Genomic DNA, 17,410 nt, shown 5'->3' on the forward strand with positions numbered 1-17,410 from the left:
ACGGGGGCGTCCGTGTTCGGGAAGGTCATCGCCGCGGTGGTCGCGGTCGGCAGCGTCACCGCCGGGGTCGGGCTCGTGACGGGGGCGGCGTCCGACGACGCCGTCGTCACCCGCATCGTCGACGGCGACACGTTCGAGGCGACCCTGGACGGGCGGAGCACCACGATCCGCCTGCTCAACATCGACACCCCGGAGACGAAGGACCCCGACGCCGCCGTCGAGTGCCTGGGGCCGGAGGCCGCCGCGCGGCTGGCCGCGATGATCCCGGTCGGCAGCACCGTCGACCTGTCCTACGACGACGAGCGCCTCGACCGCTACGGGCGCACCCTCGCCGGGGTCCACGACGGGCAGGGCCGGCTGGTCAACGCCGAGCTCGCCCGCGAGGGGCTGGGCACCGCGGTGCTCATCGGCGGCAACGACCGCTTCCACGGCGACGTCGTCGCGGCGCAGGAGGAGGCGCGCGCCGCCGGGCGCGGGCTGTACGCGACCACGGTGCCCTGCACGGTCCCGGCGCAGGTGGAGCACGCGCGCAGCACGGTCTCGGGGCTGGGCCTGCGGACCTCGACCGACCCGGCCCGGCTCGACGCCGCCGCCCGGGAGGCCGACGACGTGGCCGCCGTGCTCGCCGCGCTCGACACCGACTTCCTCGCGAACCGGCCGGGCGTGGCCTGGGCCGTGCTGTCCGGGACCGACCGGGACCGGCTCCGGGACACCGTCCGGTCCTCGTGGACCGACGCCCGGACCCTGCACAGCGGCTTCGGCCGGCAGGCGGCCGACATCCGGCTCGCCGCCGAGCAGGCCGAGCGCGACCGCGTCGCCCGGGAGGAGGCCGCCCGCGTCGCGGCCGAGCAGGCGGCCCGCGACGCGGCGGCCCGCGACGCCGAGCAGCGCCGGCTCGCGGCCGCCGCCGCGCCCGACGTGACCGCGCCGGCCGCCGCCGCGCCCGCCGCACCCGCCCCGGCCGCCGGTGGCGGCTGCGACGCGAACTACTCCCCGTGCGTGCCGCAGTCGGTGTCCGACCTGGACTGCGGGGACCTGTCCGGCGGGCCGTTCCGGGTCGTCGGCACCGACCGGCACCGCCTCGACGCCGACGGCGACGGGATCGGCTGCGAGTCGCAGGGCTGAGCCCCGCCCGGCCGCCGTCGCCGCACGTCAGACGTGCCCGACGCACCCCCGGCCGACCACCCGCGCCGGGCCGCGCCCCACCCCGGCCGCGACCCCGGGCCCGGCGGGCACCGGTGCCCGCACGGGAGCCGGCACCGGTGCCGGCGCGGTCGGGTCCAGCACCACGTCGGGCAGCACCGCGCCCGCTCCGAACGCGACACGGGCTCCGCCGGGCGCGGCCCCCGCGCCGACCGGGGTGACGACGAGCAGGTGCGTGCCGGCCGGCACCCCGACGGCGAACCGGCCGTCGTCGCCGGTGGCGACCCGGTCGAGCTGGCGGCCCGCGGCGTCGACGACGGTGACCGTCGCCGCGACGGGGGCGCCGGCCGGGCCGCGCACCCGCCCGGTCGTGCGCGCGTCCGGGCCGGCGGACTCCACCAGCTCGGCCAGCTCCGCGGCGAGCAGCCCGGCCTCGCGGGCCGGCGCCGCGGACGGCCCCCGTCCCGCGGCGGGTCCGACGAGCAGGTCGACCACCGCGGCGCAGCTGCCCGCGGGCACCGGGCGCCCGGCGACGGCGGCCGCGGTGAGCCGGGCGAGCCGCGCGCAGGCGGCGGTGACGGCCGGATCGCCGTGCACGCCCTCCGCGGCGCGCGCGAGCCGCCGCGCGTGCCCGGCGACGGCGGTGCAGGCGGCCAGCACCCGTGACGCGTCCCGGTCGGGGGCGCCCGACCAGGTGCGGGTGAGGGGGCGGCCGATCAGCACGGTCTGGTGCAGCGCCGCGTCGACGGCCCGGGCCGCGCAGCGCCCGGTCGGTGGTCGCGAGCAGCCCGGCCAGCGCGTCGAGCAGGCCGCGGCGGGCCTCGTCGGCGGCCGAGCGGGTCCGCGTGGGCAGCACGAGCACCGACACGACACAGCCGATCAGCCCGCCGACGACGGTCTCCTCCAGCCGCAGCACCATGAGGTCGACCGTGAAGCTGCCGAGCAGCGCGTACAGCTCGCCGAGCATGAGCGTGATGAAGAAGATCATCAGCGCGTAGGAGAGCCGGAACAGGTACAGCGCGCCGAAGATGCTCACCAGGATCACCGGCAGCACCACGGCGACGTCGGACCCGAGCGCCGGGACCAGCGCGATCGCCCCGACCAGCCCGATCATCGTCCCGGCGACGCGGTGGACCGCCTTGCGCACGGTCTCGGCGACGGTCGCGGTGCCGGTGAAGGCGATGAAGGCCGCCAGCACCGCCCAGTAGTAGCGCTGCTGCGACAGCGCGTCGCCCGCGGCGATCGCGACCGCGGTGGCCAGCGCCACCTGCACCGCCTGGCGGGTCGTGAGCGACAGCCGCGACGCCGGCCGGTCCTGTTCGGCCGGGCGGTGCAGCCGCATGACGGTGCCCGCCGAGCCGGGCAGGTTCCCGCCGAAGAGCTGCACGGCGGGGGCGAACTCCCCCTCCCCCGGGTCCGCGGGCCCCGCGGGGCTCGCGAGCGCGGCGGTCCACTCGTCGCGGGCCGCGGCGAGCAGGGCCACGTCGACGGCCAGCCGCCCGAGACGGGGGTCGGCCGCCGTCGCCCCCACCCGCTCGGCGCGCTCCGCGGCGGCGGCCCACTCGGCGTGCCCGGCCGCGGAGAGCAGGGCGCGCGCGGCGCCGTCGCGGTCCGCCGCGACGGCGTCGGCCCCGACCCGGACGAGCGCGGTCACGGCCAGCTCGGCGTCGAGCACGGCACGGCGGACGGCGCGGGCGGCGTCGTCGTGGGCGACCGAGCCCGGGGCGCCCAGCTGCCCGTCGACGACCAGGGCCGCCTCGTTCACGCGGACCAGCAGCGCCGCGGTGCGGGCGTCGACGCGGTCCCGCTCGGGCGAGCCGGGTGACAGGTCGGCGGCGCGCAGCACGGTGCCGGCGATCCCGGCGAGGCGCGCCTCGTAGGAGGCGAGCATGCGGCGCAGCACGCGGTCGTTGCGCACCGGCAGCAGGACCAGCGTCAGCAGCATGACCCAGGCGATGGCGACGGCGACCGCCGCGGCCACACCGGGCAGCATCTGCGGGCGCAGGGTCAGGAACAGGGCGAAGAAGTAGCCCATGAACCCGCCCATGCCGCACACCAAGAACCGCGGCCCGAACCGTCGCACCCACACCGCGACGAACACGACGACCACGAACGTCGCCAGCGACACGGTGCGGTCCCGGTCGACGAGCAGGGCCACGCCCATCCCCGCGAGCATCGACGCGGCCAGGCACACCAGCGTCAGCGCCTGCCCGCCGCGGGTCGCGTCGAGCACGCCGAACGAGGCGAGCATCGCGACGACGGCGCCGAGCATCATCGGCACCAGCGGCGGCGTCCCCGTCGCGGTGGCGAGCAGGTACTCCACGCCCAGCGCGGTCGCGATCGCGAGCACCGCGCGCAGCGCCGAGGCCAGGCGGACCAGCCCGGGGTCGGACGCGATGAACCGGTCGCGGGCCCGGCGCAACCGTCCCGGGACCGTCGCGGCGGACGTCGTCTCGTTTCGTTGCACATGCTAACGATACCCGATCGTGATCTCCTTCGTACGGTGAGGTGAGGATCGGTCGCGGAGGGGTGCGGATGCGCGGGTACGGGTTCCTGCGGGCGGGTGGCCCGGAGCAGCAGGCGTTCATCGAGGTCGACGAGCCGTCAGCGGGGCCCGGTGAGGTCGTGGTGCGGGTCCGCGCGGCCGGGGTGAACCCGGGCGACCTGCGGATGCGCGACGGCGACTACGCGGTGACCGGGCCCGCCGTGCTGGGCCGCGAGGTCGCCGGGACGGTCCTGGCGGTCGGCGAGGGCGTCACCGGCGTGGCCGTCGGCGACGAGGTCTTCGGCGGCTGCCCGGACCTGCTCGGCGGCTGGGCGCCGCGGGCGCGGCTGCTGGCGTCGTTCACCGCGCACCGGCCGGACGGGGTGTCCCCCGAGGAGGCGGCCGCGCTGCCGGTGGCCGCCGGCACCGCACTGGACTTCCTGACGGACGTCGACCTGCCCGCCGGCGCGACGCTGCTGGTCAACGGGGCCGGGGGCGGCGTCGGCCTGCCGCTGGTGCAGCTGGCCCGCCGGCGCGGGCTGACCGTCGTCGGGACGGCGAGCCCCGGCAAGCACGCGCTGCTCGCCGGCCTCGGCGCCGTTCCGGTGGCCTACGGCGACGGCGTCGCCGACCGGATCCGCGCGGCCGCGCCCGGCGGGATCGACGGCGCCCTGGACCTCGTCGGCGGCGACGCGCTGCGGACCGTCGCTGCGCTGGTGCCGCCGGCGCGGCTGTACTCGATCGCGGACAAGCCGCTGGTCGCCGAGCTCGGCGGGCGCGACGTGACCCGCGACCGCAGCACCGCCGTCCTCGACGAGCTCGCCCGGCTCGTCGCGGCCGGCGAGCTGGACCCGCTGGTGCGCACGACCTTCCCGCTCGACGAGGCGGGCGCGGCGCTCGCGCTCGTCGAGGGCGGTCACGTGACCGGCAAGGTCGTCCTCACCGCAGCGGCAGGGTGAGCTCGGTCCGCAGGTCGGCGGGGTCCATGTCCGGCGAGGGCTCGGTCAGGTAGGCCTCCCGGAACTCCTCGCCGCCGTGCAGCCCCTGCGCGGCGACCCACTCCCCCAGCCGTCGCCACGCGTCGCCGAGCCCGTCGAACGACCCGGCGTGCACGACGCGGGCGACCCGCCCGGCCGGCAGCGCGGCGGGCACGACGTCGCCGTCCGCGGTGATCGGGCGGTCGGTCGGGAACCCGACCTCCAGCTCGGCGACGTCGGACGGGGCGCCCCGGTACAGCGCGAACGCCGGCCCGGTGATCGCGACGCCCTGCCCGGTGACGGCCTTGGGCAGCACCGAGAACGCGCGGTCGAAGAAGGACCGCAGCTCGCCCGTCGGGACGGTGCCGCGTACGACCGCGGTCGGGACGGCGGGGACGTCGACGATCTCGGGGGTGGTCATGGTGGGTCCTTTCACAGAGCGACATATGACGAGGAGGACCGGCGAACGCGGAACAACTCATCGGACACTTGTGGCACATCGAGTCACCGACACCACTCGCCCGAGTGAGACCCACTCATGGCACCCAGCGATCAGCGTATCGTCGGCGCACTTGGCGAGAGGGTGGTTCCAGTGGACCTGGAGTTCGAGCAGTTCGACGTGGCCGAGCACGGTTCGCTCACCGGGATGATCCCCGACCCCACTCGGCTCCGCGGCATCTACGTACTTCACTTCCGGGACGGCGAGGCCTACGTCGGCCAGACGGTAGACATCTGGAGCCGGTTCACGCAGCACCGGCGGACCTACTGCGACCTGCAATCACTCGAGTTCGCATCGGTCACGCCAGAAGCCGACCTCGACGCGTTGGAGAGAGCTGAGATCCAGCTGCGATCCGAATCGCGGGTCCTCCGCAACGTCCGTCATTACCTGCGACCGCCAACAGGCCCGAGCCCGCTTGACCCGATCGTTCCGCCGGAGCATCAGCTGCAGTTCCGACAGGGCGGCGGAGTCCCGGACCGTACGGATCGGAACGTCGACGACGCGCAGCGTGAACGGGGCAGACGCGCGTTCGACCGGTTCGTGTCACACCCGGAGGCCGGGTTCGCGCTTCAGCTGGCGGCGGCCTACGTCGCATCCACCATCCCGGTTCCCCGCGCGACGGAGCGACGCTTCTGGGCCGTGAGTGCCGCGCCGACCACCAATGCGGGCAACAGACTGTTCTGCTTCTCCGTGTACTCGCTCGAGACGTTCGTCCTCTTGGAGCACGGTGAGGGAGAGTACTCCGGTTTCATGAACGTCAGCATCGCGGCTCTCGAGGAGGCCTACGGCAGTCTCATTGACGTCGCGGCGCGGCTTCCCTTCGTCGAGGTGGACCGCGACGCCGGTTATGAAGCCTGTGGCGGCAACGCGGTGCAGCTGTTCTTCGAGGATCGAGATGGACTCGAGCGGCTGTTCAATGATCCCGATTGTTCTGACCTCCTCCACGCGGCCGCCGACCTGAATCTTCGGCTCATGCGGAAGGGGCCCACGCTCCAGGGTCGATGGCACAACGTCCTGCTCGCGGACGGCATCTTTCACCTCCTCGACGAGCCCGGGACCGAGGCACCCGGACGGCTGGACGCTCGCAGCGGAAGCGCAGGTCCTGTACTGCCACCCGCTGGGCAACCGAACAGCGACGACATTCGCGGCGCGGTGCTCGCCGTGATCGCGCAGGAAGGGCCCGTCGTCGGCACACGAGTCCACCGGGCGTGCGCCGGCGCGCTGGGCGTGACGCGGGTGGGTTCCAGTTTCCGGTCCGTTGTCGACGCGTGCCTGTCCCGGGCAGTGCGACGGGGTGACATCGTCAGCGATGCGCCGCTCGCCGAACACCGGCTCGCCGACCGTACCTACCGGCTCCCTACTCAGCCGCCGGTCGAGATCCGAGAACTCGGTCAACGCGAGTTCGGGCAGATCCCGCCCCGCGAACTCGCGGCGGTACTGACGAGAAGCGCCGCCGACGCAACCGATCCCCGAGGGGCTGCTCGTGCTGCAGCCGCCCACTACGGCATCAGCAGACTGGGCTCGACCGTCCACCGTCGTATCGAAGAGGTACGGAGACTCTGCGACGGGGAGACACCGTCACGGTCTTGAGCTGCCCAGGTGGGTCGCGAGGAACGCGTCGGCGGTCTCGAACATCGTGACGAGGTTCTCCTGGTTGACGATGGCGTGCCCCTCGTCGTCGAACACGAGGTACTCGACGTCGACCCCGCGCCCGCGCAGCGCCGCGACGAGGTTGTCGGACTCGGCCCGCACGACGCGGACGTCGTTGGCGCCCTGCACCACCATCAGCGGGGTGCGGATGTCGCCGGCCCGGGTGATCGGCGAGCGGGCCAGCATGTCCGCCTCCTGCGCGGGGTCGGCCGGGTCGCCGACGTAGCGGTACCAGTTGCCCGTCAGGCCGGGCTTGGCGAACTCCGGGACGGTGCGCATGAAGTTGGCGAGGTTCGAGATGCCGACGTAGGAGACGGCGGCGGCGAACCGGTCCGGGGTGAACGCGGCCCCGACCAGGGTCGCGTAGCCGCCGTAGGAGCCGCCGAACATCGCGACCCGCTCCGGGTCGGCGATCCCGCGCGCCACCGCCCAGTCGACGGCGTCGACCAGGTCGTCGTGCATGGCGCCGGCGAACTCCCCGATCGCGGCCTCCATGTGCGCGCGGCCGAAGCCGGACGAGCCGCGGAACTGCGGCTGCAGCACGGCGTAGCCGCGGTTGGCCCACAGCTGCACACCCGGGTCGAGGCCCCACCAGTCGCGCGCCCACGGACCGCCGTGCGGCATCAGGATCAGCGGCAGCCCCTCCGGTGCGACGCCGGCCGGCAGCGTCAGGTAGGCGAGCATCTCCAGGCCGTCGCGGGCGGTGACGGTGACCGCCTCGGTCCGCGCGAGCGTGGCCGGGTCGAGGTCCGCGCGGTGGCGGAACAGCAGCCGGCCCCGGCCGGTGGCGTGGTCGTAGAACCAGGTCTGCGGGTCGCGGTCGTCGACGAAGGTCACCAGCCAGCGACGGCCGTGCACGTCGCCGGAGAGCGCGGAGACGTCGCCGTCGTGCAGGTCCTGCAGCGCGGCGAGGACCTCGGCGAAGCACGGGTCGAGCGCCCGGATCTCCTGGCGCGCGCCGAGGAAGCGCACGCCGAGCAGGGCGCCGGTGCCGCGGTCGCGGATCAGCGTCGGCGGCAGCACCGGGAAGACCTGCGCCCGGGTGTCGAGGTCGAGGTCGGGGTGGCGGGCGACCTCGGTGATCTCGCCGGTGGCGAGGTCGAGGCGGCCGAGGTGCAGCCGGTCGCCGTCGCCGTGGGTGCCGACCCAGATCCCGGTGCCGTCGGGCGTGGGCTCGAACGGGTGCACCCCGAGCGGGTGCGCGTCGCCGTCGAACACGGTCACGAGCTCCTCGCCGCGCCACAGCCGGGTGCCCCCGTCGGCGGTGGGCGTCTCGCGCAGCAGCGTGTCGCCGGCGACGACCCAGCCGCCGCCCGCACCCGGGCTCTGCGCGAGCACGGTCAGCTCGCCGGTGGCGACGTCGAGCTCGCACAGGTCGAACCGGCTCCGGTCGCGGGCGTTGCTCTGCAGCAGGAGCGTCCCGGGCCGGTCGGGACGCTGCTCGACGCCGATCGCCGTCGCGCCGTCGAACGGCGTGAGGTCGACCGCGGGGGCGCCGGGGTCGTCGAGGTCGACCCGGTACACGTGCCAGTTCTCGTCGCCGCCGGTGTCCTGCAGGTAGAGCAGGTAGCGCGGGTCGTCGGTCCACAGGTGGCGCAGGACGGTGCGGGTCTCGTCGGCGGTGACGCAGCGCGGCTCGGCGTCGGAGTCCACCTCCGACACCCAGACGTTGAGGCGGCCCTTCCAGGGCGCCAGGTGGGCGATACGGGTGCCGTCCGGGGACAGCGTCGCGCCGGTGCGCTCAGGCATCCGCAGCATGTCGCGGACGGAGATCCGGTCGGGCAGGGCCATGGTCGTCTCCTTCGTGGTCCGGGTCGGGGGTGTCGAGATGGCGGAAGGCGGGCACGCACAGCGCGACGAGCGCGGTGCCCGCGGCGGCCGCGGCCAGCGCCACACCGGCGGCGCCGAGCCCGGCCGAGGACGCCAGCGCCGCGACCGGTGCGGTCGTCAGCGCGGGGGCGGCGAGCAGCAGGGTGTTCTGGGCGCCCAGCACGCGCCCGCGCAGGGCGTCCGGGGTGGCCTCGATCGTCAGCACGCCCAGGACCGCGCCGACCGGGGCGTTGGTGAACCCGACGAGCGCGGCGGCGCCGAGCACGACCCACGGCGAGGCGAGGCTCCCGACCAGGGCGAACCCGGTCCCGAAACCGGCCATGCCGAGCACGAACCAGGTCCGGCGCCGCACCCGTCCGACCAGCGCCGCGTACAGCGCGGAGCCGGCGAGCCCGCCCGCGGCCAGCGCGCTGAGGGTGAGCCCGGCCAGTGCGGGCAGGCCCTCGCCGGCGAAGTAGGCGGGCATCAGTGTCGTCTGCAGGGCGGCGACGACGGCGACGAGCACCGCGGACACCAGCGTGGCGCCGAGCACGAGCCGGTTGCCCGCCAGGAACACCCACGACGCGACCAGGTCGCCGACCGCCCGGCGCACCGCACCCCCCGCGGCGGTGCGCACGGGCGCCGCGACGGCCCCGGCACGCGGGTCGAGCAGTGCGGTCCCGAGTGCGGCGAGCAGGGTCGTCGACGCGGTCACCAGCAGCACCGCCGACGACGGCCCGGCGAGCGCGACCAGCAGCCCGCCGATCGCGGGACCGGCCAGCAGCAGCACGTTCGCGACGTTCTCCCGGATCGCGACGAGCCGGTCGAGCCGGCCCGGGCGCCCGTCGCCGAGCCGGACGAGCGCCGGCAGCAGGACCTCCTGCGCGGTCATCGCGGGGACCCGCGCGACCGCGCCCAGGACGCCGAGGACCAGCAGGGCGGTCATGTCCAGGCCCCACAGGACGTCGACGACGGGCAGCGCCGCGACCGACGCGGCGCCCAGGACGTCGGCGACGACGGTGACCCGCCGCCGGTCGACACGGTCGACGAGCAGGCCGGACACCAGCCCGGTCAGCGCCGACGCGGTCATCGTGACGGTCGCCAGCACCCCGGCGGCGAGCACGTCCCCGGTGCGCACCAGGACGAGCAGCGGCAGGACCGCCGCCATGATCCCGCCGCCCAGCAGCGACAGCCCGTAGGAGCCCAGCCACAGGACGGGACTGCGCCGCAGCGCGGCCACCCGTGGGCTCACGTGCGCAGCCGCTTCGTGCTGCGCCGGAACGCCCACACGATCACCAGCGCGGCCAGCACCGTCAGCGGCGTCCCCATGACGACGCGGGCGACGCCCAGTCCGCCGGTGGACTCGGCGACGTAGAGCCACTGCTGGATCGCGAACCGCGAGCCGAACACCAGCGCCGCGGCGAGCGTGGCGAGGTCGTGGGCGCGCAGGACCACGCGGTCGTCGCGCCACGGGTGGCGGCCGCCGTGGACGGCGTTCCACACCACCCCGGTGATCGGCCGGCGCGCGACCAGCGAGCCGGCGGTGACCACGAACCCGGCCAGCGACGCCCAGATCCCGATCACGAAGAAGTCGCGCGCCGACCCGGTCCACGCGACGACGCCGGCGGCGACGGCCACCCCCAGCAGGCTCCCGACGGCCGAGGAGAAGCGCTCGCGCCGCAGCAGCCGGTAGCCGAACAGGGCCAGCCCGGTCGCGACGGCGAGGCCGATGGTCAGGGTCAGTGGCAGGAACGCGTTCGCGGTCACGAACACGAGCACCGGGATCGTGGAGTACACGAACCCGACGGTGCCGCCCATCTGGTCCAGCAGGGTGGGCGTGGGGCGGGTCCGGTCGTCGCGCTGCTCGGTCATGCTCATCCGTCCTCCTCGGCGGTCGGTGGTGTGGAGGAGGAAAGGCCGTGCCGCTGCGGCACACTCAAGCGCGGCGCCCGATCGTGTGGCTCAGGTCACGCCCGGCTTGACCGTGCCGCGACGGCACGGTGTGCGGTGTCGCCATGACGTGGAGCACCCGGGAGGTCGCCGAGCTGGCCGGCACGAGCCTGCGGGCGGTGCGGCATTACCACGACGTGGGCCTGCTGGCCGAGCCGCGACGCCGCGCGAACGGCTACAAGCAGTACGGCGTCGAGCACCTGGTACGGCTGCTGCGGATCAAGCGGCTCGCCGACCTGGGGTTCGGGCTGCCGAGGATCGCCGAGACCCTCGACGGCGACGACCATCCCGAGCAGGCGCTGCGCACCCTCGACGCCGAGCTCGCCGCGACCGTCGACCGGCTGCAGCGGGCCCGCGTGGAGCTGGCGACGATCCTGGACCGCCAGGTCCCGGCGGACCTGCCGGCCGAGCTGACCCCCGCGGACCCGTCGTCGATGAGCGAGGCCGACCGGTCGTTCACCCTGCTGATGACGCGTGTGCTGGGCCCGCGCAAGCTGCGCGCCCTCGGCGAGGTGCTCCGCGGGTCCCCGGCCGAGCCGGCCGACCGCGAGTTCGACCGGCTGCCCGCCGACGCGCCCGACGCGCAACGCCAGGACCTCGCGGAACGGATGGCGCCCGCCGCGCGGCGCGTGCGCGAGGAGCACCCGGATCTGTTCGGCGACGACGACGACGCGCCGCAGGGCCCGCGGGTGCTGGCGCAGACGACCGGCGCGGCGATGCGCGAGCTGTACAACCCGGCACAGATGGACGTGCTGGGCCGGATCCACGCGCTCGTCTCGGGCGCGGGATGACGACGGAGAGGACCACCGTGTTCGAGCACACGATCGTGAAGTTCACCTGGGGCTGGAAGGGCTTCGACTACGCGGCGATGGAGCAGGAGCTGAACGAGCTCGGGGCGCAGGGGTGGGAGACGGTCTCGACCGTCGTCCCGTCGGTCGGGGCCGGGCAGTCGCTGGAGATCGGGGTGATCCTCAAGCGGGCGCGGTGACAGTGGTCCCGGCACCCATTTCCGGCCTCGGAGCAGGCGTCGTCCCAGGAACGACCGCCCGTCCTCGGGAACGCACGACGCGATTCCCCCCTTCGAGTGGACGGACATCGTGTTCACGTACGGACGGGCCGACCCGCACCACGCCGTCCGCTTCTGTGTCGCAACGGATCCGCCGACACGCACCGGCCCCGGGACCCGCCGCCTCGAGAGGTGTAACGCGGGCCCGTCACCTGACGGTATGCACTCTGCGGGGTGGGACGGTCACACGGCGGCAGCTGTTGTCGATAGCCTCGCGCCATCGGAACGGGCAAGGTCGAGAGGCGCAGCGTGGCGGACGGCGTGACGGACGAGCAGGTCGCGAGGATCTACAAGATCTTCCTGAAGTACGCGGACACGAGCTCCCCACAGGAAGCACTCGACGATCTGCAGTTGATGGGTCAGCCACCCGAGATGATCGACCGGATCCGGATCCGGCACGAGGACGAGACCGTCCGGATCCGCAACCTCGAGGAGCCGCCCTCGGTCTGGATGGACGGTCGGATCACCTGGTACACGGGCCCCGACATGACCAAGGACCGCAACTGGCCCGCCATCAGGACCGCCATGGACCGCAAGGGGTTCGGCGACGCCAACATCGAGTCCGTGGACGCGTCGTCGACGAAGGTCGTCGCGCTGCTCGACCACCCCAAGCAGGAGTCCTACCGGACCCGCGGCCTCGTGGTCGGCTACGTCCAGTCGGGCAAGACCACCAACTTCACCGCGGTGATGGCCAAGGCGGCGGATCGTGGGTACAAGCTGTTCATCGTCCTGTCCGGCATCCACAACACCCTGCGCCGCCAGACCCAGATGCGACTCGCCGCCGACCTGGTCCACGCCAATCCCGGGAAGTGGTACGAGGTCACCAACGATCGGCACGACTTCGTGCCGCCGGGAAATCCGAAGGCCTTCTTCGCTGCCAAGGACCAGCACCTGCTGATGGTGGTGAAGAAGAACGCGACCGTACTGCGCAAACTGCGGAACTGGCTCGCCTCGGCCGGCGAGTATCTGGACCGGTGTCCCACCCTGATCATCGACGACGAGGCCGACCAGTCGACGGTCGCCACGACGAAGATCAATCCTTTGCTCTTCGACGTGCTGAACAACTTCCCCAAGGTCGGCTACATCGGCTACACCGCGACCCCGTTCGCCAATCTGCTGATCGACCCCGCGGACGACAACGACTTCTATCCGCGGGACTTCATCGTCAACCTCCCCCAGCCGACCGGTTACCACGGGACCGAGGTTCTGTTCGGACGTGAGCTCCTCCCCGGGGAGGACGCCTCCACCCTCGACGGTGGATACGACATGATCCGCAGCGTTCCGGACTCCGAGATCGACGAGCTCAAACCGCGCAACAAGAAGGAGGCCGTCGACTTCCATCCGGGCACGGCGCACTCCCTCCGTCGCGCCGTCGAATGGTTCTGGCTCGCGACCGCCGCCCGTCGGGTCCGTGGTGGGGGCAACCCGCACTCGACGATGCTCATCCACACGACGACCGACACGACGGTGCACGAGCGGTTCAAGGATCCGCTCCTGGACCTGCGGAGTCGGATGCTCACAGGACTCGACACGGGCGACGGGACGTTGCTCGACCGGCTGCGGACGACATGGAGGGGCGAGACGGCACGGGTCCCCGCCGCGGACTTCGACGAGGTACCCGTGGCGTTCGACGCCCTGCTCGTGCACCTGCAGGACGTCGTCCGCGAGACCAAGGTGATCGTCGACAACTACCGGAGCACGGACCGTCTCGACTACGAGTCGGGTCCCGTGACCGCGATCGCCGTCGGCGGCAACACTCTCTCCCGCGGTCTCACGCTGGAGGGGCTCGTCTCCAGCCTGTTCGTGCGGGCGGTGTCCGCCTACGACACTCTCCTGCAGATGGGTCGGTGGTTCGGCTACCGCAACCACTACGGGGACCTGCCGCGCATCTGGATGACCGACGAGCTGCGCGAGTGGTTCTCCCACCTGGCGACCGTCGAGGCGGAGATGCGCCAGGACATCAACCGGTACATGAACCCGGGGGTGAACCCCCTGAACTTCGCGGTACGACTGCGGACCCATCCCAAGATGAGCATCACGACCAAGGCCAAGATGACCAGCGCGGTGAAGGCCTCGGCCGCATACGGAGGTCTGCTGGTCGAGTCCCGGTTCTACGACGTCTCACCCACGGCGCGCGAGTGGCTGGCCCGCAACGCACGCGCCGGACGGGAACTGGTCGCGGCGGCCGCACGGAACGGGGTGGCGGCGCCGTCGCACGCCGAATCGGCGCTGTTCACCGGGGTCCCGCACGAGGACGTGCTCGACTTCCTCGAGTCCTACTCCTTCCACGAACGGTCCGCCGACGGCGACAGCCGCCGCATCTCGGAGTACATCCGCCGACGCGTCCGGGACGGTGCACTCGGACGCTGGAGCGTGGGTGTCATCGGCAACTCGTTGGAGAGCGCCGACACGAAGCGGTGCGATCTCGGAAGCGGGGTCGACGTGCGCATGGTCCGACGAGCCCGGCTCCACTACGACGCGGACACGGCCTTCGACGGGGTCGCCGACATCAAGACGCTCAGCAGCCGACGGGACGAAGCGCTCGACCTGACGACCGATCGGCCGAGCACGCTCGACCGGAAGGAGCTGGTCGCCCTGCGGCGACGCCAGCGACCGTCGCAGGGGCTCGTGCTCCTCTACCCGATCGAGCCGCAGTCGGAACCGGCCCGGCTCAAGAACCGCGTCGCGCTCGCCGCGCCGACCGACGACGTCGTGATGGGTGTGGCACTCGTCTTCCCGGAAGCGCTCGGTCGCGACTCCGAGGTGGAGTACATGAGCGCCGACCTGTCACAGGTCGCCGTGGAGGAGGAGGACGACTCCGTACTCGACCAGCAGGACGACGAGTGACCCCGGATGCCGGGAGGCTCGCGACGCTCTGGGCGGCCGCCGCGAGCGCGCCGGTCACGTCCGCCTTCCGAACCGCCGACACAGGGGTGACGTCGAGACGCGGCTCCGTCCTCCTGGCTCTGCGAGACGACGACTCACGACACCTGCTCATCCCGATCGACCCACGCCACACCCTGCCGATCGAGCCCGAGGGGCAGGCCGTGACGCTCTCGCGTCGGGTGCTCGAGGACGACACGGTCCGTCGCGCCTACGCAGATCTCGCTCTCGTGGACGACCGCATGGAGGACCTGTTCCGAGCTCTCTGCGCCGAGGTCCTGACCCGGATCTCGGCCGAGCCGGAACGACCGGTCCGCGCGCTGCGCCGTGCACTCGCCGACTGGCGGGCGCTGCTGTCGGGCGCTCGCCGGCTTCTCGGCGCCTCCGAGTTGGCCGGCCTGTTCGGTGAGCTCTCGGTACTGCGCGACCTCGTCGGGGCGGATCCGGGTGCGGTCGTGTGCTGGACCGGACCGACCGGATCCGCACAGGACTTCCACCGTGGTTCGGTCGCCCTGGAGGTCAAGGCGACCATGTCGCCCGAGGGACGGACGATCCGGGTCCACGGTCTCGACCAGCTCGATGGCGGTGCGGGGACGCTCCTGCTGAGCTGGTTCCGGCTGCGCACCGACCGTGGACGCTCCGTGCCCGACATCGTCGAGGAGATCCTGGGGCTCTGCGACGACCCGGATTCCTTCCTCCGTGCCCTCGGTGAGGTCGGCTACCGGCATTCGGACGCGGACCTGTATCGGACCCGCGTCTTCGAACCGGTGGAACGACTCGACCACGAGGTCGGCCCCGGTTTCCCGCGGCTGACCACCGCGTCGCTACGCGGTGACGCGGTGCCGGCCGGCGTCGGCCACGTCGACTACGACCTGGACCTGGACGCCGCCCCCGCGGTGGCCGCGAGGATCCCCACCGACGACGTGGTCCGTCACCTGCTGGAGCAGCCGTGACGACCCCGCGGTGGTGGTCCCAGCCGTTCCCACCCACGGGGGCCATCGCGTCGGAGGGCATCCGTAACCAACTGGGCCGCCCGCCGGTCGATCCCTTGACCGTCTTCGTGCGCGAGACGGCGCAGAACTCCTGGGACGCACGGCTGCGTGACGTGCCCGTACCGACGACGTACCGGCTCGAGCTGACGACGGTCGCCCCGATCCACCGCCCCAACTGGGAACGTCTGCTCAGCCCGCCGGCGGAGACGGAGGCGCACCTCGGTGTGGGCAAGGTCGTCCGGACGCCGGACCTGCGGCTGCTGTCGGTCGTGGACCGCGGCACCAAGGGCCTGGGTGGACCGACCCGGGCGGACGAGCTGGCGACCGACCGCAAGGACTGGGTTTCGTTCGTCCTGAACGTCGGGGAGAAGCGCGACACCGAGCAGGGCGGCGGAACGTACGGCTACGGCAAGGCCGTCCTGTACAGGATGTCCAGGGTCGGCACGATCCTCGTCTACACACGGACCAGGGAGGCCGACGGCTCCGTGGCCTCGCGTCTGATCGGGATCGCGTTGGGCGAGTCCTTCGACAGCCGAGCGCGCGTCGACCGGAGCTCCCGTCCGTTCACGGGTCGCCACTGGTGGGGGGACGTGCAGGGTGACCACGTGGAACCTCTGCGTGGCGCGGAGGCCGACTCCGTCGCACGAACTCTCGGCCTGCAGCCGTTCGTCGACGACGAGACCGGCACCACACTCGTCGTCCTCGACCCGGAGCTCGACGACTTCGACGAGTCGGCCGACGCGGCCCGCCACCTCGCCGAGACGATCGCGTGGCAGCTGTGGCCCATCATGCTCCCCGAACGCGGCGACGACCGGCTCGTCCCGGACGTCGTCGCAGGAGGAGTCGGGTTCACCGTCCCGGACCCCACGGAGCTCTATCCCCTGGAGCTCTTCGTCCGGGCGTACCGGCGCCAGCGCGACGGGGACGGGACCGTCCTGGAGTGCGGCAACCCCCGTCGCAAGCTCGGGCGCTTCGCCGTCGAGCAGGACTTCGTGATCCCGATGGACTCCGGGGCGGCGACGCTCGCGGCGGAGTGCGCCGGTGTGCCCGGTGATCCGCACCACGTCTGTCTCATGCGCTCCCCGGAGCTGGTCGTCCGGTACCACGCCGGTCCGGAGACGGGATCGGTCAACAAGGCCTACGCAGGCGTGTTCCGCGCCCTCGACGAGCTGGACGACGTCTACGCGGCGGCCGAACCCCCCACCCACGACAACTGGGTCGACGAGCAGTTGTCGGGGCACGCCCGCACCTTCGTCAGGGTGACCTTCAGGCGTATCCGGGACCAGCTCGACGGTTTCCGCGGGAGCCGGGTGGCCACCACGAGAGCGGGTGGCGGGATCGCGCTGGGTGCCGCGAGTTCCTTCCTCGGGGGCATCGTCGCCGCGGCGTTCTCCCGTCCGGAGGACGCTTCCTCCCGATCCGGCCCGGGCAGCGGAACGGTGTCCGGGCGTGGCGGCGCGGGTACCCGCGGGGAGGGACGTCGCCCCTCCCCGGCGCCACGCGACCGGGTACGCGTCCTCCCGACCGGCGAGCCGGTGCTCGACGAAGTCGACGGACGGGTGGTGCTCGTACAGGGGTTCGCGGTGACGGGACCCGGACCGGTCGAACTGAAGGCGGAGGTCTCCGTCGGTCTGGGGGAGCGCTCGCGGGAGGACGAGGCCCCTGCGGGCGCCGACCGTCCGATGGTCCTCCACTGGACGACGGCCGGGGGTGTCCACGACGGGGCCGGCTGCGTCGTCGACAGCCCTGGCGACGTCGAGCTTGTCGTGCTCCCGGTAGCCGACACCGTGACCGACATCGCCGTGGTCGGGACCCGTGTGGAGAGCACGTCGTGAGCCGCGCCTTCCCGTACCGCAGACCGCCGGCGGACGTCGTGGTCCCGGGTCCGTGGCTCCGGGTCGGCGACGACGCGCTCGACGAGCTCGCGGACGAGCTCCACGACTGGGAGTACGGGAC

Annotated in this window: 14 protein-coding genes and 1 pseudogene; 9 read left to right on the forward strand and 6 right to left on the reverse strand. The window is 73.3% G+C overall.

Annotated features, from left to right (window positions below; translation table 11 throughout):
* Positions 1-12 precede the first annotated feature (12 nt).
* Positions 13-1,125 carry a thermonuclease family protein gene (locus tag WJX68_RS18145; RefSeq protein ID WP_340292504.1) on the forward strand — a complete coding sequence of 371 codons (1,113 nt, stop codon included), beginning with the start codon at positions 13-15 and terminating at the stop codon, positions 1,123-1,125.
* Positions 1,126-1,152: 27 nt separating this feature from the next.
* Here the strand turns inward: WJX68_RS18145 and WJX68_RS18150 are convergent, their stop codons facing one another.
* Complete coding sequence (locus WJX68_RS18150; protein WP_340292506.1) at positions 1,153-1,866, reverse strand: carboxypeptidase-like regulatory domain-containing protein; 714 nt, start codon at positions 1,864-1,866, stop codon at positions 1,153-1,155.
* A gap of 202 nt (positions 1,867-2,068) precedes the next feature.
* A pseudogene (locus WJX68_RS25255) lies at positions 2,069-3,190 on the reverse strand (FUSC family protein); the annotation flags it as partial.
* Here WJX68_RS25255 and WJX68_RS18160 point away from each other — a divergent pair.
* Together WJX68_RS18160 and WJX68_RS18165 are read left to right on the forward strand one after the other, a co-directional pair.
* Positions 3,177-3,617 carry a hypothetical protein gene (locus WJX68_RS18160; protein WP_340292510.1) on the forward strand — a complete coding sequence of 147 codons (441 nt, stop codon included), beginning with the start codon at positions 3,177-3,179 and terminating at the stop codon, positions 3,615-3,617. The pseudogene WJX68_RS25255 and the gene WJX68_RS18160 overlap by 14 nt on opposite strands.
* A gap of 61 nt (positions 3,618-3,678) precedes the next feature.
* Entirely contained in the window at positions 3,679-4,587 is a 909-nt protein-coding gene (locus WJX68_RS18165; RefSeq protein ID WP_340292512.1) for an NADP-dependent oxidoreductase, read from the forward strand.
* On the opposite strand, the gene WJX68_RS18170 is transcribed toward WJX68_RS18165, so the two are convergent.
* Complete coding sequence (locus WJX68_RS18170; protein ID WP_340292514.1) at positions 4,568-5,026, reverse strand: GyrI-like domain-containing protein; 459 nt, start codon at positions 5,024-5,026, stop codon at positions 4,568-4,570. The genes WJX68_RS18165 and WJX68_RS18170 overlap by 20 nt on opposite strands.
* 171 nt (positions 5,027-5,197) lie before the next feature.
* Here WJX68_RS18170 and WJX68_RS18175 point away from each other — a divergent pair, with 171 nt between their 5' ends.
* Positions 5,198-6,694, forward strand: a complete 1,497-nt coding sequence (locus WJX68_RS18175; RefSeq protein WP_340292516.1) for a GIY-YIG nuclease family protein — start codon at positions 5,198-5,200, stop codon at positions 6,692-6,694.
* Here WJX68_RS18175 and WJX68_RS18180 read toward each other — a convergent pair.
* The 3 genes from WJX68_RS18180 to WJX68_RS18190 are packed head-to-tail and all read right to left on the reverse strand — an operon-like array spanning position 6,683 to position 10,441.
* Positions 6,683-8,545: a S9 family peptidase gene (locus WJX68_RS18180; RefSeq protein ID WP_340292518.1), complete on the reverse strand. Its 1,863-nt coding sequence runs from the start codon at positions 8,543-8,545 to the stop codon at positions 6,683-6,685. The two genes, WJX68_RS18175 and WJX68_RS18180, sit on opposite strands and share 12 nt — an antisense overlap.
* On the reverse strand, positions 8,496-9,815 hold the full coding sequence (locus WJX68_RS18185; protein ID WP_340292521.1) for an MFS transporter: 1,320 nt from the start codon (positions 9,813-9,815) through the stop codon (positions 8,496-8,498). Before WJX68_RS18185 ends, WJX68_RS18180 begins: the two co-directional genes overlap by 50 nt.
* Entirely contained in the window at positions 9,812-10,441 is a 630-nt protein-coding gene (locus WJX68_RS18190) for a DUF3159 domain-containing protein (RefSeq protein ID WP_340292523.1), read from the reverse strand. Before WJX68_RS18190 ends, WJX68_RS18185 begins: the two co-directional genes overlap by 4 nt.
* A 137-nt stretch (positions 10,442-10,578) precedes the next feature.
* On the opposite strand from WJX68_RS18190, the gene WJX68_RS18195 reads away from it, so the two are divergent.
* The 5 genes from WJX68_RS18195 (at position 10,579) to WJX68_RS18215 (ending at position 17,289) form a co-directional block, all read left to right on the forward strand.
* A complete protein-coding gene (locus tag WJX68_RS18195) occupies positions 10,579-11,304 on the forward strand; it encodes a MerR family transcriptional regulator (protein ID WP_340292526.1) in 726 nt (241 codons plus the stop codon).
* Between the two features lie 17 nt (positions 11,305-11,321).
* Positions 11,322-11,501, forward strand: a complete 180-nt coding sequence (locus tag WJX68_RS18200; RefSeq protein WP_340292529.1) for a DUF4177 domain-containing protein — start codon at positions 11,322-11,324, stop codon at positions 11,499-11,501.
* Between the two features lie 339 nt (positions 11,502-11,840).
* Positions 11,841-14,426, forward strand: coding sequence for a Z1 domain-containing protein (locus WJX68_RS18205; protein WP_340292531.1), 2,586 nt, complete (start codon positions 11,841-11,843; stop codon positions 14,424-14,426).
* An 86-nt stretch (positions 14,427-14,512) separates the two neighbouring features.
* Positions 14,513-15,415 carry a PD-(D/E)XK motif protein gene (locus tag WJX68_RS18210; protein WP_340292533.1) on the forward strand — a complete coding sequence of 301 codons (903 nt, stop codon included), beginning with the start codon at positions 14,513-14,515 and terminating at the stop codon, positions 15,413-15,415.
* A gap of 95 nt (positions 15,416-15,510) precedes the next feature.
* Positions 15,511-17,289 carry a hypothetical protein gene (locus WJX68_RS18215; protein WP_340292535.1) on the forward strand — a complete coding sequence of 593 codons (1,779 nt, stop codon included), beginning with the start codon at positions 15,511-15,513 and terminating at the stop codon, positions 17,287-17,289.
* Positions 17,290-17,410 lie beyond the last annotated feature (121 nt).

This window comes from Pseudonocardia spirodelae (genome assembly GCF_037727765.1).
In the GTDB taxonomy this organism is placed as follows: Bacteria; Actinomycetota; Actinomycetes; order Mycobacteriales; family Pseudonocardiaceae; genus Pseudonocardia; species Pseudonocardia spirodelae.

Excerpts from the sequence above, each read along its gene's own strand:
- WJX68_RS18180 (WP_340292518.1), bottom strand. The coding sequence starts at position 8,545 with ATGGCCCTGCCCGACCGGATCTCCGTCCGCGACATGCTGCGGATGCCT.
- WJX68_RS18165 (WP_340292512.1), top strand. The coding sequence starts at position 3,679 with ATGCGCGGGTACGGGTTCCTGCGGGCGGGTGGCCCGGAGCAGCAGGCG.
- WJX68_RS18195 (WP_340292526.1), top strand. The coding sequence starts at position 10,579 with ATGACGTGGAGCACCCGGGAGGTCGCCGAGCTGGCCGGCACGAGCCTG.
- WJX68_RS18170 (WP_340292514.1), bottom strand. The coding sequence starts at position 5,026 with ATGACCACCCCCGAGATCGTCGACGTCCCCGCCGTCCCGACCGCGGTC.
- WJX68_RS18160 (WP_340292510.1), top strand. The coding sequence starts at position 3,177 with ATGAACCCGCCCATGCCGCACACCAAGAACCGCGGCCCGAACCGTCGC.
- WJX68_RS18190 (WP_340292523.1), bottom strand. The coding sequence starts at position 10,441 with ATGAGCATGACCGAGCAGCGCGACGACCGGACCCGCCCCACGCCCACC.